Here is a 15,544-nt window from a genome sequence, read left to right on the forward strand (position 1 = left end):
TCTTTTTATATATAAAAGCAGGTTTTTTTAGGAAACAAGTGGAATACCTTTTTAATGTTAGGAAAGAAAGGATGCATCAAATGAATAATGTTTCACCACTTTTAAAAGGAAAAAACGTGATACTAAGAAAACCAAAAGACAGCGATGTAAATGACTATTTAGCATGCAAGCAAACAAAAGAACTTATTCGCATGTACGGAGGCGATACCCGAAACTTAAAACCTCTTACATTACAAGATGCCAAGCGGCACGTCGAGTACATAAAGTCTCAAAAGCTGAATTGGTGTATTGAATATCAGCAGCGCTTTGTTGGAGAAGCCCGGCTGACCGTTAACGAATACGACCGGCGCGCACGGTATGCAATTGGTTTATTTGATTCTTCCGTTTGGAATCAAGGGCTCGGTACTGAAGTTACAAAATTGGTACTTGCGCACGCATTTGAACACCTTCACTTGCATAGAGTCGATTTACGAGTGCTCGAATACAACCATAGAGCCATTGCTTGTTATGAAAAATGCGGTTTTGTAAAAGAAGGAATAGAGCGTGAAGGTGCTTTTATTGAAGAAGCATTTCAGACAGATCTTATCATGAGTATACTCGAACAAGAGTATTATCAGCTTTAGAGAAGAGAACCAGCTGTCATCATCGTACTTCTTTAAAAGTTCGTATAGCCCAAGCCTTTTGTGAATAAAGTAACATAACGATATAACCAAAGGAGCCAACGATGACAACTTATGATTCCTCTTCTTTTGTATTTGTAACCATTGATAAACATGACATTGCTGCTTTTTTACTAATTGATATTATTTGCAGCACCACTATTTATGTGGCATGTAAACATTATCTCCACAATGAGCTTGTTTCAATTGCAAGCAGCGCTCTTTTTCCCATGGTATGTAAGAGAGTTTCTCGACGCTGACTCAGCTTTTTACCGGTTCTTTTAATGACAGCCAAGTGCGTTCCTTCTGCTGCTGAATCTCTACGGAGTGATTAAAAAATTTAGAAAGATGCGGCTCAGTGAGCTGGTCTTTCGTTTTTCCAGAAGAAAACACTTCTCCTTGGCGCATACAGAGCGTATGGGTAAAGCAAGGCAAAATTTCTTCTACATGGTGAGTAACATAAATAAGCGTAGGAGCTTTTGGCTGATCTGCCATTTTTGCAATCAGCTGAAGAAGCTGTTCTCGGGCCATTATATCTAGACCTGTACATGGCTCATCAAGTATTAAAAGCTTTGGTGAAGCCATAAGAGCTCGGGCAATTAGCACTCGCTGGCGCTCTCCTTGAGAAAGTGTTCCGTAGGCCTGATTTTGTAAATCTTCACAATTTAGCAGCTTCATTAATTCTATGGCTTGGTTCATATCTTTTTGCTCCACTTGTTCATATAACCCAATAGATGCAAATTTTCCGCTTAAAATCATTTCTACAACCGTATCGTCATCTCGAAACCGCTGTTGAAGCGAAGAGCTTACCCATCCAATTTCTTTTCTGAGCTCAGAGAGATTTGTTTCTCCAAATTTCCTTGAAAGAACTTCTACCTCACCTTTTGTAGGCCAGATATATCCGTTGATGATATTTAAAAGCGTCGTTTTTCCAGAACCATTCAATCCAAGCAAACACCAGTGTTCCCCTTTTTCCACTGACCACGACACGCTTTTTAAAATTTCTTTTTCTGCTCGTTTTACCGAAACGTTCTTAATGTTGATCATGCTAACACTCCTTTACTTTCATTTTTCATTATATATACTATAAAAGAATAATGATTTATCCCATTTGTTAACTTGCTTTTCTTTTTTCATGCCAATTCTTTCAGCTACTTTAATCGATCGGTAATTGGCCGGATCTATTAAAGATATAATCTTCTGAAATTTCAGCGTATTAAGTCCGTAATCTAGGCAAGCTTTTGCTGCTTCACTCGCATAGCCTTTTCCCCAGCAGCTGCGTAAAAATAAATAGCCAAGCTCTGAGTCTACCTTGCCGTCCACTTTTTGAAGAACCATGCCGCACTGCCCTAGAAACTCTCCATTCTGTTTATCCTCAGCAATCCACATACTGATACCGTATGTTTGATAATGCTGCTTCATCCATTGAATCCAGCGATATGTGTCCTGTTCATTTTTAGTAGAAGAATAATACTTCATGGTTTCAGCATCTTCAAAGATTTTCATTAAATTACCTGCATCGCTTTCAGCCATAGCTCGCAGCGTCATTCGCTCTGTCTCAATAATCGTATGAATCCTCTCCTTTCTTCCATTTCATAGCATCATACCTTTATTATCCGCTACTACTTTCTTTTCGTAAAGTTTTCCTTTTTTATTTAAATGAAACAGAAAAAAGGCACCAAAAAAGGCTGCTAAACACAGCCCTTTAATCTGGATCACACGTTTTCCCGTATCGTAATACGTTATATATAGCACGTCCATCACTTGCAGATGTTTCTGTATACTGAATTGGCAGCAGTGAAAAAATAACATAATAGACTGAAAAATAAACAAACTGATAGCAAAATATATCTTCAGGCAAAATATTAGCCATAATTAATCCATTTATTATAAAAATAGTAAGTAAATTAAACAGTACACCACCCGCATACACCACTGCATGGGAAAAGCGACTGTCGTTTTTAAGATTTTCATATTTACAAAACGAGTCTAGAAAATAGACTGACTTAATTTTAAACTTCCCCATTTTAAGAATCGTTTTCCCCCGCCCAATAGTAAAATCGACCTTCCCTCCGAAAATAATTGCCATGACGGAATGCCCCAGCTGATGAACAAATGATACAAGTGGCAATACAAGACAGAATGACCACACAAACTTTGGAAGATCATTTAACCCAAACACGTTTATCCCTCCTTTTTGTTTCTTCTCTCTACTTTTCCTCCCCGTTTTCACTTAAAACTACATTTAAATTCTTTTTTAAAACTCATACGAAATAACTAGTATATATATCATTTCTTGTGACCTAGATAAAACCCAATGTATGTAACTTATGAAAAATACATTTTCCGAAAAACAGTTGGCGTCACGTTTTCCTGTTCTTTGAAGCGCTTGATAAAATAGCTTGGATGTTCATACCCTACTTGTCTTGCTATATCTTGTACAGAGATTTGGTTGTTTTTAAGCAGCAGTTTCTTTGCTTTTTGAATCCGCACGCGCGTGACGTATTCAAATGGCCGGATGCCAAGAGATTGTTGAAAGAGCAAACACGTATACTGCTCCGTTACGTTGAGCTGCTGCGCCAGTACTTCTAGCGTTAACGGCTGATGATAGTATTCCTCGATATAACGAAGGACTGGGTTTAGCTGAGTAATTTGCTGCAGGCGACTTTTGCTTTCTATATATACGCTGTCTTGGCGAAGTTTTAAAATGACGCTATATAGTAGTTCAGAGCACTGCATGGTGCTAGAGGTATGATTTTCTTCTAAACGATTCATTAGTTCTTGAAGCATCCTGTAAAGACTTTCAGCATTTGTAAGGACGATTTTTCCCGAATTAATAAATTGAAGAGAAAGCATAATATCATCAATCACACTTCCGTTAAAAGAAACCCAGCATACTTGCCATTCGCTCGTAACGGGGTAGTATTCGTGCGGAACGTGCGGCGTCAGAAACATCCCTTCATTTTCTTTTATAATATAAACCTCGTCATTTACACGAAGTTCGCCTCTTCCTTTTATACATTGAATCCATTGATAATCAGGAAACTCTCCCTGACGGTTAATATGCGTTTGATGTCTCCAGCTTCCAGCGCTTGTAACATAAAATGGCAGTTTCATATCTTCATCTGAAAGAGCCGGAAAGTACATACGGTCCATATTACTTCCCCCTTTCTATGTGAATATAGTTATATTATCATGAAAATAATTAGATTGATAAGGTTTTCAGAAAACGTTATCATTTTCATATAAACTAATAACCTAGTAATTTAGAAATGAGGGATCGACATGTTAAAAACCGGCAAGAAATTTAATTATACAGCACCTGCAAACGGATATCCTGAATGGAATAACAACCCTGAAATTTTTCAATTGAACCGTTCGAAAGCACACGCTTTACTAATGCCTTATCAAACGGTCGAAGAGGCCTTAAAAAATGATAGAAAATCTTCTGTTTACTACCAAAGTTTAAATGGAAGCTGGTACTTTCATTTTGCTGAAAATGCAGATGGCCGCGTCAAAAACTTTTTCGCTCCTGAATTTTCATATAAGAAATGGGACTCTATTTCAGTTCCTTCACACTGGCAGCTGCAAGGATATGATTATCCTCAATATACAAACGTGACGTACCCTTGGGTTGAAAACGAAAACCTCGAACCTCCTTTTGCACCGACTAAATATAACCCTGTCGGTCAGTACGTCCGTACTTTTACACCTAAATCCGAATGGAAAGATCAGCCGGTGTACGTCAGCTTCCAAGGCGTCGAATCTGCTTTTTACGTATGGGTTAACGGTGAGTTTGTTGGATACAGCGAAGACAGCTTTACTCCAGCTGAATTTGATATAACTTCTTACCTTCAAGATGGTGAAAATACGATAGCAGTAGAAGTATATCGCTGGAGTGACGCAAGCTGGCTTGAAGACCAAGATTTTTGGCGAATGAGCGGCATCTTCCGAGATGTGTATCTTTACTCTACTCCATCGGTTCACATCTATGACTTTAGCGTTCGTTCGTCGCTTGATAACAACTACGAAGATGGTGAACTTAGCGTTTCAGCTGATATTTTAAATTACTTTCAGCACGATACTCAAGATCTAACATTTGAAGTCATGCTGTATGACGCGAATGGCCAAGAAGTACTACAAGCTCCGCTGCAAACAAATGTAAGTGTAAGCGATCAATATACAGCATCCTTACGTACGCACATTAAAAGCCCTGCAAAGTGGAGCGCAGAAAGTCCTAATTTGTATACTCTTGTACTCAGTTTAAAGAATTCTGCTGGTTCTATTATCGAAACAGAAAGCTGTAAAGTTGGCTTCCGTACGTTTGAACTAAAAAATGGCCTCATGACAATCAACGGCAAGCGCATTGTACTTCGAGGAGTGAATCGCCACGAATTTGATTCAGCAAGGGGCCGGGCAGGCATCACACGCGAAGACATGATTCACGATATTTTGCTGATGAAACAGCATAATATTAACGCGGTGCGTACATCTCATTATCCTAACGATTCAGTATGGTATGAGCTATGTGATGAATACGGACTGTACGTTATTGACGAAACCAATTTAGAAACGCACGGAACGTGGACTTATTTACAAGAAGGTGAGCAAAAAGCCGTTCCAGGAAGCAAGCCAGAATGGAAAGAAAACGTATTAGATCGCTGTCGTTCAATGTACGAACGTGACAAAAACCACCCTTCTATCATTATTTGGTCGCTTGGCAATGAATCATTTGGCGGAGAAAATTTTCAGCATATGTATACCTTTTTTAAAGAAAAAGATTCCACTCGACTTGTTCATTATGAAGGAATCTTCCATCACCGCGACTATGATGCTTCTAATATAGAAAGCACGATGTACGTTAAGCCAGCAGATGTAGAGCGCTATGCATTAATGAATCCAAAAAAACCTTATATTCTGTGTGAATACAGTCATGCGATGGGCAATTCTTGCGGAAATCTGTACAAATACTGGGACTTGTTCGATCAATATCCAATCTTGCAGGGCGGTTTTATATGGGACTGGAAAGATCAAGCTCTTCAAACAACAGCAGAAGACGGTGCTTCTTACTTAGCTTACGGCGGAGATTTTGGTGATACGCCTAACGACGGTAACTTCTGCGGAAACGGCTTAATCTTTGCTGATGGGACAGCTAGCCCCAAAATTGCAGAAGTAAAAAAATGCTATCAGCCCGTAAAGTGGACAGCAGTCGACGCTTCTAAAAGAAAATTTGCCGTTCAAAACAAACACCTGTTTACAAACTTGAACGCCTTTGATTTTGTTTGGACGGTTGAAAAAAACGGTGAACTCGTTGAAAAACATGCGTCTCTTTTAAATGTAGCTCCTGATGGTACAAACGAACTGACGCTTTCTTATCCTCTTTACGAGCAAGAAAACGAAACTGATGAATTTGTTTTGACTCTTTCTCTCAGATTATCCAAAGATACAGCTTGGGCTTCAGCTGGATATGAAGTGGCGTACGAACAGTTTGTACTGCCTGCAAAAACCGCTGTACCTTCAGTAAAAGCTGCTTATCCTGCTTTATCAGTTGACCAAAACGAACAAACGCTTACGGTTACAGGAACTAACTTCGCGGCTATTTTTGACAAGCGAAAAGGACAGTTTATCTCTTACACCTACGAGCACACCGAGCTGCTTGCGTCGGGTTTCCGTCCGAATTTTTGGCGTGCAGTAACCGATAATGACCTCGGGAATAAACTGCATGAAAGATGTCAAACGTGGCGTCAAGCAAGTTTAGAGCAGCATGTGCAAAAAGTAACTGTTCAGCCGCAAATTGACTTTGTTATCATTTCGGTTGAACTAGCTTTAGATAACTCTCTTGCTTCTTGCTATGTAACGTATACGCTATATAACGATGGTGAAATGAAGATTGAACAATCTTTAGCACCTTCTGAGGAAATGCCTGAAATTCCTGAAATCGGCATGCTGTTTACGATGAATGCGGCTTTTGATTCTTTAACGTGGTACGGCAGAGGCCCTCATGAAAATTATTGGGATCGTAAAACTGGAGCTAAGCTTGGCCTTCATAATGGCAGTGTAAAAGAGCAAGTTACACCGTATTTACGCCCTCAAGAATGCGGAAACAAAACAGATGTTAGATGGGCAACTATTACAAACGATCAAGGACGCGGCTTTTTACTAAAAGGTTTGCCAACAGTCGAGCTGAATGCTTTACCTTACTCACCTTTTGAACTGGAGGCTTACGATCATTTTCACAAATTGCCGTCAAGCGATTCAGTAATCGTTCGGGTTAACTACAAGCAAATGGGCGTTGGCGGAGACGACAGCTGGGGAGCTAAAACACATCCTGATTACACACTATATGCCAACCGCTCGTATACAAACACGTTTACGCTAAAACCTCTATAAAAGTAAAAAGGACTTTCATTTGAAAGTCCTTTTTACTTATGATGTCACCTCCGGCTTTCGCTGAGAAAGCAAAAATACCGTAGCGATAATAAGAATTGTACCTAACCACTCCGTCCATCCAAAGGTCACATGAAGCCATAGAACAGAGAGCGCCGCTGCTGATAAAGGCTCTGCTGACGCAAGAACGATGGCTTCAGAAGCGCTAATATGCTTCAAGCTTTCCAAATAGCAATAAAATGCAATGAGCGTTCCGAAGATAATTACAAATAGCACCGCACACAGCGACAATAACGACCACTCACCGGCTATATGCCACGGCGGATGAATAAATGAAAAACTTACACCGCCTATCACCATTCCCCAGCCTACTACTTCAACTGAGCTCCATTTTGCAAGAAGGCGTTTAGGCTGAAGCGTATAAAAAGCAGACGTCACAGCTGCTCCAATCCCCCAAAACAACGCCCATCCTGTAATAGACAGCTCGTTAAAATTTCCGCTTGTTGCAAGAAAAAATGTCCCCGTTATGACGAGCGCAACAGAAATCATTTCTACCTTCACCGGCCACTTTCTTGCTTGCAGGGCTAAATAGCCAATAATAAATATTGGCGACGTATATTGAAGCACTGTAGCTGTAGCAGCGTTTCCTGCTTCAATAGCTGCAAAATATGTATACTGTACGCCGAGCATACCGATTACACCAAACAAAAGCAACGAAGTCCTCTCTTCTTTTGTTTTCCAAATCGCAAAAATATTGCGCTGCTTAGAGGCTATTGCCAAAAGCAGCAATCCGGATACTAGCATACGGACGACGACTAGCCACTCTGCGTTAAAACCTTTATGCTGAAATAAATATTGTGCTACCGTGCCAGATACCCCCCACATCGTAGCGCCAATGATTACAAGCAGCAGCCCCCATGCTCTTTTAGATGATGTTTGAACTCCTTCCACTTGCCATTCCTTCTCTCTTTTTCATATATATTTAACTTACCTCTCTCCTCTTTAACGGTCAATAGCAAAAAAAGTCGAAGCAATATGCTTCGACTTTTTTAAATACTTTTGTGAAGTAATTTCTTGAGTAAAGGAAATAGCACATCGGGAAGTTCTTCGATGTTTGGTACTAGAATACTATATTTCCCGTACATATTTTGAATGGTTTTCTTTTGTCCTTCATCAATTTCACCGTTCGATAAAAAGACGTTGATGACTTCAATTCCATGTTTTCGTGCTTCTAATACCGCTTCGTGCGTATCTACAATACCATTTTGTTCATATCCCATAGCAGCTGGTTCACCGTCTGAAAACACAAGTAAAAACTTCTGCTGCTCAGAACGCTGAAGCAAGCGACGTGTCATATGGCGAATGGCAAATCCATCACGGTTGTCTTCTTCAGGCTCAAGCTGCATAATTTCAGGACCGCTTTTACGCTTTAATGATGCTTGAAAGTCCATAACCGTCTGCAGGTAGTTAGGCTGGCTTGTTTCGGTAGCATCATTTGTATCTTCCCAAAATCCTACAATTTGATGAGGCACCATAACAGATTTTAATGCTTCATGAAATAGCGTAATCCCGAGCTTCGTTTCATCCATTTTGTCGTACATCGATGCGGAACAGTCAACTAAAAGAGAGAAGACAGCATCAATTTGTGCAGAATCTTCATCTTTTTTATAAAACAAACGAGGATTATCATCCGTCCATAGTTTTAGAAGTTTTTTATTTAATCGGCCAAAGTGCAGCTCGCTTCTAGGAAGCGTTTTTTTATGTTCAAGCGTTTTTTCAATCATTTGCTTTAATTTCTTTTGATACGATGCAATGATTTTTTTATTTTCATCATACTGAACAACATGATCTTCGTTCGGAAGTTTAGAATCTATAAAAACAGCATAGGCATGCTTATTTTCTTTCCCATACTCATAATCTGCTTCTCCGTCTTTTTCCGGATGCGTTTGCTCCATGGCTTCGATTTGAGAGTAATCGTTCCGCGATGTTTTTTGAGAAGATCCTTGCACCATTCCCATTGCTTGATCTCCGTCGTCGCCTTCACGAACACCATCGCCTAGCATATCTGTTTTTGAACCTTGATCCATATCAAACTGCAGAAAACTTTGCGTCGCTTCGCTTGTCTCTCGATGCCACATTTCCATTTTCTCTTCGTGAATATCTTCATCTCCGTCTTTTTCATGCTCTAAAATATCATCGTTAACTAATGAATCTTTGCGTTTTAAATCTTCAAAGGTTACCCCTTCTTCTAACTGATCATACTGGAGTTCAGCCAAGAAGAAATAAGTATTAAGCATATCTTTTTCGATAATATCATCAAAAATATCTACAAGTTCAAGGCAGATGCGCGATACATCTTTTGTCGTTTTAGCTTCATATACATTTGTTAGCTGTCTGCGAATAAAAGGCATCGCTAAGTTAATCGATTCACTCATTGAAGGAATCTCTTCAAACGGATTTTCAGCCGTCAATAGCAAGTAAATGCCGTTAAAAAGTGCATCCGTATACACGCTTTTTGTTAAATTTGCGCTCATTTGTGTAGCAAAATATTTTCTGTAGAGATTTCTTCTGACTGCGAAGGCTTTTTTCGTTCCAGGACGTTCGCGTTTGCATACTTCTTCTAAACGAATATCTTCAAACAGCATAAACAGCTGCTTAGCTAAGCCAGGTACCGACGTTTTATTTATTTTCTTTAAATATGCATTAATTTCTTTGAAGTTTGAATGCTTATAGCTTCCAATACTTCTTAAAAATACATCACTTTTTAAGCCGTACACTTTGTCTTCTTCTGGACGGTTATCCCAAAAGTGACTGAGATAAATAATGCCGTGTACAGGATCATAATAAGAAGAAACGCGATACTCTACTTCAATTTCATCATTTTTTGTTAATGTTTTCGTTAAATCTGCCAGCTCCATATAGAGAAAGGAATCTACATTTTTGTCGTTAAATTTAATAAATCGCATAGCGCCACTCCTTACTCAAATAATGTTTCAGCAATATTTTGAATGGCGGCTTTTTCCCTTTCATCTTCTAGCTTTTCAATAATACCGCGTTTAATCGCGCGAAGAGGCGGCATATAAAGAGCTAAATCACACGTATCAATAAGCGCACGAATAGACGCAGCTTCTTCTGATACATGGCCGCTTTGAACTTGAGTAATTAAATCTGCAGAGAGCGTGACAAATTTATCAATTAACTTTTCGTCTTTTAACTGAGACTGAGACATTAGAACTTGCTTTAAGCTGCTCCCTTGAATATATGGCACTTCAATGACAACAAAACGATTTTTTAATGCTTCGTTTAATGGAACAGTGCCAACGTACCCTTCGTTAATAGCCGCTACTACGCCGAATGTTTGCTGACCGCGCACTACATCTCCAGTGAATGGGTTTGTAATCATTTTCCGGTAGTCAAGTACCCCGTTTAAAATAGGAAGCGTTTCAGGTTTCGCCATGTTAATTTCATCAATATATAATAAATGGCCTTTTTTCATTGCCTGAATAACAGGTCCTTCTACAAACTCGATACCTGTTTTACCTTCTTGTTCAGAAATTGTTTTAAAGCCAAGCAGCGCTTCTGCATCTAAATCAACCGAGCAGTTAACGCTATGCATCGGCTGAGAAAATAAATGCGACAGCGTTTCAGCAAGCTTGGTTTTACCTGAACCTGTCGGCCCTTTTAAAAGTACGTTTTTCCCTAGTGACAAGGCAATAATGGCATCTTCTAAAATATCTGCTTCTTCTGCTGTATAGCCTCCTTTTCCGATTAATAGCTGATCAGCATGAGACAGATTTTCATATTTACGATTCGCTAAAAGCGAAAGAACCTCTTTTGGTAATGATAATTGTGATAATTGAATTGACATAACAAAAAATCCTTTCTTTCTGCATACTTTCTATAGTTTACTAAAAAACATTCTTCTTCTCAAAGAATTGCTTTACCTATGCGTTTTTCTCAGGTTTCCGATAGAAAAATCGCCGTCTTTACACATATATTCAGTAAAAAAAAGTAGGTTATTCACCTACTTTTTTACGATTTTATAGTTTTTATGATTAACGACTGTTTTCATGGATTCGCCCGTTTCAGCATCTTTCCCAAAATCGACGATAACCGAATTGTCTCGCACTACCATAACAATTCCTTTAAATCCTTTATAGTCGCCTTTTTTAGGCTGAATCGTATCGCCAACTTTAGCCGCTTTGACTTTAGGTGCTTGTTCTTCTGTACCTTGTGTATTTTCTACGTCCATCATGACCCCACCTTTTCCAATTTACCGTGTTTTTTATAAGTGAAAACACAATTTAATTTACTTTTTGTTGAAAATACTTAGTTTATTTTCCCACAAACATCCATGGTTAAACACCATGTGTTTGTCCATTTTCATTTTGCAAACAAACGCTGTATTTTTTATTATGTATGTAGCTGTTTTTTGTAAGAGCACATCCTTGTTCTATCATAACATTTTCTGTTTCCTTCGAACACCAATTACCCTTTAGTTTTTTAAAAAAATGACAAATTACATGGAATTATGTCGAATTTCATATGATTTTCTTTTTAGTATGATAAGCTATATATCGTATTTTAAGCATCTTTTATCTATTACATACGATTTTTGATAAAAAAAATCGAAACTTTTATCCATAAATTGCGTTGATTAAATGAAAGGGGGAGAAAATGGCACAACAGCATAACTTTGAACACATTTATAAACAGCACATGCATGATTTGCTGCGCTATCTTCTCTCTCTTACTCGCAGAAAAGAATCAGCGGAAGATTTAATGCAGGAGACCTTTTACCGGGCACTTTTACACTTAGAAACGTATAAAGGCGAGGAAGTGAAGCCTTGGCTGTTCAAAATTGCTTATCACGCCTTTATTGACTGGTATCGAAAAGAAAAAAAACGCCCTACTGTCGAAATAGAAGAATGGCACTTTACTCCTCAGCCAAGTGCTGAAGAACAAGTGATGATTCAAAGTGAAATCGACGGCTGGCTTTCCGATGTATCTGCTTTGCCTCCCGCTAAGCAGAATATTGTACTGTTACGAGATTATCATGGCTTCACATATGAAGAGATTGCAGAAATGACTGGCTTTACTCTGTCAAAAGTGAAAATGGACTTGTATCGTGGTCGTCAACAATTGAAAAAAAGAAAGGAAGAGGACGGATGAGCTGTCAAGATATGAAGCATCAATGGGAAAAATATAAAAACGGCACTTTGACAGACAAAGAAGCAGAAACACTTGAACAACATACGGAAAATTGTGAAGCATGCTCAGCTCATTTAGAGCACTTGCTAACCGAAGATGAACCGTTATCGCCAACTCCATCAACTACTTCCCTAAGTGACGATACGATGTTGGATAATAAAAAAATTAAAAAGTCCATTTATATGGCCAAATGGAAGCAGCGCCTTTCAAATGTGACAACTGTCATTAGCTCTGTCGTTCTGCTATGGGTTGTCGGCAGCTTTTTATCCATTGTATATTATCATCAATCAAAAACCGAATACATAAACAGCGTCAATCAAGCGGCTATCGAATCTGCTTTTCCGAACGTTCATATACGTGAAACCACTTCTGATACACAGTCCTTTTTCCGAATGCAGTCGCAAATGGAAGCTTATAAGCAAATTGGACGTGAAGAGCAGGCCATTGGGACGTTTACATTTCATCAGCTGTTTGATAAAACGAGCGAAGTAGAAAAAGAATTTTCCGGCGGTAAATACGATCTTAACCTTTCCTTTGTCTATCCTGATTCAAAAAAATTAAAGCAGCATGCACAAGAGTATAGAGAATGGACGAACGAAACATGGAATGCATTAGAAAATCTGCCAAAAGGAACGGTAAGCGAAGTGGCTATTTCTTTTGATGATACGTATTCGCTAAAAGAAGTTCAGCAAAAAATGAACGCCATCGACAGCCGTGATTTTTCTACCTCTTGGTACGCGCTTAATACAGGGAACGAACAAAAAACAAGCACAAAAGAGGAGCCATTAATTGACTTAACATCAACATTTGGCTTTCCAGAGTTTTTAGACTTGCCTTACGAGCACAAAGGAAATCAAACGCACTCTACTAGCAAGTCGAACGTTTTAAATATGATGAAACTATTAGCCGATAATGAAGAAACGGTCCAAAAAGTTCGTCAGCTAGACCATTCCGATTTGTTGCTAAAGCAGCGATATTCTTATGTAAAGAAACATGGCGTCGGTGTGTACGGTGTTGTGATTACAGGACCTACCAAAAAGCTTCTGAAATTTAAAAATGATCCATCTATCACCTATGCGTCACTTGGAGATGTAGAACTATGGAATTGGTTCAACCGCCCTTCATCCGGCACGTTAATGAATCAGTAACAAGCACTTGAAAGCAAGTGCTTGTTTTTATTTTATTTCTTCGTTAATTCTTCAAACCTTTCTACAGCTTCGCTTTTATCAAATGAACTAAACCATCGATAGTCTTGGTCATCTAAAATACGATAGTGCTGACTAATCATATTTTGCTGCAGACGAAAAGAACCTTCTCTTTGAATCTCTTTCCACCATACTCTTCCACCGAGCGTTTTATCTTTTGGAGAAGATACGCCATTGTGAGCAATGATTTCTACTACTTCTAAGGGGACATCTCCTAAAACCGATTGAAGGATTTCACTATCACGAAACAAACCGCATACTGCAACAGTGGTCGTCCACCCTGCTTCCGTGCGCCCTTTTTCAATTTGAACCAATGTTTTTTTTGAAATACCAATGACTTCGGCCATTCTGTCTTGTGAATAGTTTCTTTCTAAACGAATTAATCGTATTTTATCCGATACTGATTTAATCACTTCTTGTTTATTCATTTTTACAGCCCTTTCTTTCTATACACGCACATTTCTTTAGTGTAATATTACACCTAATTAAAGAATAGTTTCAAGCGTTTCCTTTCATCACAAGACGGGGAAATATACTGAAATGGTTTTTGTATACTAAAACCATTAAAAGGAGTTGAGAATATGTATATCATTGTATGGGCTATGCTGGTACTATACGCCTTGCTGCTAGCTCCGGGAGCAGGCGCCGCTGATGATTTGCTGTTTAAAAACCTTATTACAGGAAATTTTCAACAGGTAGATCCGCTCGTGGTTATGGTATTCTCTTTTTTAGGACTTTTCCCAGTATTGTTCATGGTAATGATCTGTAAAAAAGATACGTACAAACTGCCTGGATGGCCATTTTCTCTTTCATCATTTGCGCTTGGAGCTTTTTCTCTTTTGTTCTATTATCATTGGAAAGAACAAAAAGTTCGAACTCGTTCGCGTATTCCTTCACGTTTCATTGCCATCATTTCTTCTCGTTTATGGATTGGACTATGCTTAGCACTCACGATTGCAGGTTACGTATACGGACTATCCGTAGGTTCAATAAAAGCTTATGGAGATGCTTTTATGCAGTCACAGCTTGTTAGCGTGATGACCGCTGATTTTTTTGTTTTAACGTGGCTTTCTTACTCCGTTATGACAAAAGAAAGGATAGCATCCCGGCCTTACCTTCTTTTATGTTTCATTCCAGTTGCCGGCCCTTTTCTTATTTTGTTACTGGATAACCGCCAACATATTAGAGAAGAAAAACTTTAAATAAAAGTCTTGCGTTCCATTCATTATTCCGTTATAATCATTTCTTGTACGATAAAAGTTGATTAATTAGAAAACATTTATATATCGGCATCTTATTTACATTTGTTATACATACCTGCGCTGTGCGTATACTCATGTTGTCTTAAACCTTTGAGTGTTAAAAGGGAGCTCAAAATTTAGCTGCAGATAGCACGCCCTTCTTGGGACGCTAAACCCGGCTATGAGAGCACCCACCTAGTAGATCTGGGTATTTAAGACACTTAGGGTTACGGCAGTGCGGGGTTATTTTTTAGTTAGCTGTAGCTAGCTTTTTTTTATTTTTCAATTTATTAGTTTACATAATTATTTTATTGTTAACTTATATTTTTTTTAGACATGTATGTTTTATTTATCTTCGATTGAGGAACATAAAAAGTAATAAAGGAGATGGATAAAATGAATGAACAAAAAATTGCTAAAAAAGTAAATGAAGTATTAGAAGGAAATCGTGTAGGAACATTAGCCACAGTTGTAAGCAACAAACCCCACTCTCGCTATATGACATTTTTCAGCGATGAAGATGGTATCGCTCTTTACACACCAACAAATATCAATACACATAAGGCAGAAGAAATCGAAGCCAATCCGAACGTACACGTACTATTGGGCTACAGCGGCGAAGGATATGGCGATCAATACTTAGAATTATCTGGGACAGCTGTTCTTCGTACTGGTGATCAATTAAAAGAACGTATATGGAACGATCACATGAAAGAATGGTTTGACGGTCCAAATGACCCTGAGTATGTTGTTCTGGAAATTACGCCAAACGAAATTCGCTTTATGAATGAAGGCGAAGAAACTCCTCAAACTGTTCAGCTATAATAAAAAAAGCGCACAC

At 38.7% G+C, this 15,544-nt stretch carries 16 protein-coding genes and 1 other RNA gene; 8 read left to right on the forward strand and 9 right to left on the reverse strand.

The window, feature by feature from the left end; genetic code table 11:
• Positions 1-80 precede the first annotated feature (80 nt).
• Positions 81-623, forward strand: coding sequence for a GNAT family N-acetyltransferase (locus SB717_RS12475; RefSeq protein ID WP_410903828.1), 543 nt, complete (start codon positions 81-83; stop codon positions 621-623).
• A 101-nt stretch (positions 624-724) separates the two neighbouring features.
• Complete coding sequence (locus SB717_RS12480) at positions 725-919, forward strand: hypothetical protein (protein WP_335539395.1); 195 nt, start codon at positions 725-727, stop codon at positions 917-919.
• 1 nt (position 920) lies between these two features.
• Here SB717_RS12480 and SB717_RS12485 read toward each other — a convergent pair whose 3' ends face one another.
• From SB717_RS12485 to SB717_RS12500, 4 genes are all read right to left on the reverse strand, one after another.
• Positions 921-1,706, reverse strand: a complete 786-nt coding sequence (locus SB717_RS12485; RefSeq protein ID WP_074681503.1) for an ABC transporter ATP-binding protein — start codon at positions 1,704-1,706, stop codon at positions 921-923.
• 18 nt (positions 1,707-1,724) lie between these two features.
• Positions 1,725-2,207, reverse strand: a complete 483-nt coding sequence (locus SB717_RS12490; protein WP_074681505.1) for a GNAT family N-acetyltransferase — start codon at positions 2,205-2,207, stop codon at positions 1,725-1,727.
• Between the two features lie 157 nt (positions 2,208-2,364).
• A complete protein-coding gene (locus SB717_RS12495; protein ID WP_028413498.1) occupies positions 2,365-2,841 on the reverse strand; it encodes a site-2 protease family protein in 477 nt (158 codons plus the stop codon).
• Between the two features lie 146 nt (positions 2,842-2,987).
• A complete protein-coding gene (locus tag SB717_RS12500; protein WP_114895170.1) occupies positions 2,988-3,815 on the reverse strand; it encodes an AraC family transcriptional regulator in 828 nt (275 codons plus the stop codon).
• 129 nt (positions 3,816-3,944) lie between these two features.
• Between SB717_RS12500 and lacZ the strand changes: the two genes are divergently transcribed.
• A complete protein-coding gene (lacZ, locus tag SB717_RS12505) occupies positions 3,945-7,049 on the forward strand; it encodes a beta-galactosidase, LacZ type (RefSeq protein WP_410903829.1) in 3,105 nt (1,034 codons plus the stop codon).
• 36 nt (positions 7,050-7,085) lie between these two features.
• Here the strand turns inward: lacZ and SB717_RS12510 are convergent, their stop codons facing one another.
• The 4 genes from SB717_RS12510 to SB717_RS12525 all read right to left on the reverse strand — a co-directional run bounded on the left by SB717_RS12510 (position 7,086) and on the right by SB717_RS12525 (position 11,301).
• Positions 7,086-7,997, reverse strand: a complete 912-nt coding sequence (locus SB717_RS12510; protein ID WP_029714657.1) for an EamA family transporter — start codon at positions 7,995-7,997, stop codon at positions 7,086-7,088.
• 98 nt (positions 7,998-8,095) lie between these two features.
• Positions 8,096-10,012, reverse strand: a complete 1,917-nt coding sequence (locus SB717_RS12515; protein ID WP_410903830.1) for a vWA domain-containing protein — start codon at positions 10,010-10,012, stop codon at positions 8,096-8,098.
• A gap of 11 nt (positions 10,013-10,023) precedes the next feature.
• Positions 10,024-10,914, reverse strand: coding sequence for an ATP-binding protein (locus SB717_RS12520; protein WP_014460283.1), 891 nt, complete (start codon positions 10,912-10,914; stop codon positions 10,024-10,026).
• A gap of 156 nt (positions 10,915-11,070) precedes the next feature.
• Positions 11,071-11,301: a YkvS family protein gene (locus tag SB717_RS12525; RefSeq protein WP_013056869.1), complete on the reverse strand. Its 231-nt coding sequence runs from the start codon at positions 11,299-11,301 to the stop codon at positions 11,071-11,073.
• 422 nt (positions 11,302-11,723) lie between these two features.
• Here SB717_RS12525 and SB717_RS12530 point away from each other — a divergent pair, with 422 nt between their 5' ends.
• Positions 11,724-12,218 (forward strand): RNA polymerase sigma factor, encoded by a 495-nt coding sequence (locus SB717_RS12530; protein ID WP_013056868.1) that lies wholly within the window; start codon positions 11,724-11,726, stop codon positions 12,216-12,218.
• Entirely contained in the window at positions 12,215-13,405 is a 1,191-nt protein-coding gene (locus SB717_RS12535) for an anti-sigma factor (RefSeq protein WP_410903831.1), read from the forward strand. The genes SB717_RS12530 and SB717_RS12535 overlap by 4 nt, the downstream gene beginning before the upstream one ends.
• Before the next feature lie 32 nt (positions 13,406-13,437).
• Here SB717_RS12535 and SB717_RS12540 read toward each other — a convergent pair whose 3' ends face one another.
• Positions 13,438-13,890: a helix-turn-helix transcriptional regulator gene (locus tag SB717_RS12540; protein WP_074681519.1), complete on the reverse strand. Its 453-nt coding sequence runs from the start codon at positions 13,888-13,890 to the stop codon at positions 13,438-13,440.
• Positions 13,891-14,043: 153 nt separating this feature from the next.
• Between SB717_RS12540 and SB717_RS12545 the strand changes: the two genes are divergently transcribed.
• The 3 genes from SB717_RS12545 (at position 14,044) to SB717_RS12555 (ending at position 15,528) form a co-directional block, all read left to right on the forward strand.
• Positions 14,044-14,664, forward strand: a complete 621-nt coding sequence (locus tag SB717_RS12545; protein WP_410903832.1) for a hypothetical protein — start codon at positions 14,044-14,046, stop codon at positions 14,662-14,664.
• A gap of 109 nt (positions 14,665-14,773) precedes the next feature.
• Positions 14,774-14,951: non-coding RNA, 6S RNA (ssrS, locus tag SB717_RS12550), on the forward strand.
• 148 nt (positions 14,952-15,099) lie between these two features.
• On the forward strand, positions 15,100-15,528 hold the full coding sequence (locus SB717_RS12555) for a pyridoxamine 5'-phosphate oxidase family protein (protein WP_410903833.1): 429 nt from the start codon (positions 15,100-15,102) through the stop codon (positions 15,526-15,528).
• Positions 15,529-15,544: the final 16 nt, after the last annotated feature.

It is taken from the genome of Priestia sp. SIMBA_032, assembly GCF_046535215.1.
Lineage (GTDB): Bacteria > Bacillota > Bacilli > Bacillales > Bacillaceae_H > Priestia > Priestia aryabhattai.

Coding starts and splice junctions, on each gene's coding strand:
- SB717_RS12475 (WP_410903828.1), top strand. CDS start 81: ATGAATAATGTTTCACCACTTTTAAAAGGAAAAAACGTGATACTAAGA.
- SB717_RS12480 (WP_335539395.1), top strand. CDS start 725: ATGACAACTTATGATTCCTCTTCTTTTGTATTTGTAACCATTGATAAA.
- SB717_RS12485 (WP_074681503.1), bottom strand. CDS start 1,706: ATGATCAACATTAAGAACGTTTCGGTAAAACGAGCAGAAAAAGAAATT.
- SB717_RS12490 (WP_074681505.1), bottom strand. CDS start 2,207: ATGACGCTGCGAGCTATGGCTGAAAGCGATGCAGGTAATTTAATGAAA.
- SB717_RS12500 (WP_114895170.1), bottom strand. CDS start 3,815: ATGGACCGTATGTACTTTCCGGCTCTTTCAGATGAAGATATGAAACTG.
- lacZ (WP_410903829.1), top strand. CDS start 3,945: ATGTTAAAAACCGGCAAGAAATTTAATTATACAGCACCTGCAAACGGA.
- SB717_RS12515 (WP_410903830.1), bottom strand. CDS start 10,012: ATGCGATTTATTAAATTTAACGACAAAAATGTAGATTCCTTTCTCTAT.
- SB717_RS12520 (WP_014460283.1), bottom strand. CDS start 10,914: ATGTCAATTCAATTATCACAATTATCATTACCAAAAGAGGTTCTTTCG.
- SB717_RS12525 (WP_013056869.1), bottom strand. CDS start 11,301: ATGATGGACGTAGAAAATACACAAGGTACAGAAGAACAAGCACCTAAA.
- SB717_RS12530 (WP_013056868.1), top strand. CDS start 11,724: ATGGCACAACAGCATAACTTTGAACACATTTATAAACAGCACATGCAT.
- SB717_RS12535 (WP_410903831.1), top strand. CDS start 12,215: ATGAGCTGTCAAGATATGAAGCATCAATGGGAAAAATATAAAAACGGC.
- SB717_RS12540 (WP_074681519.1), bottom strand. CDS start 13,890: ATGAATAAACAAGAAGTGATTAAATCAGTATCGGATAAAATACGATTA.
- SB717_RS12545 (WP_410903832.1), top strand. CDS start 14,044: ATGTATATCATTGTATGGGCTATGCTGGTACTATACGCCTTGCTGCTA.
- SB717_RS12555 (WP_410903833.1), top strand. CDS start 15,100: ATGAATGAACAAAAAATTGCTAAAAAAGTAAATGAAGTATTAGAAGGA.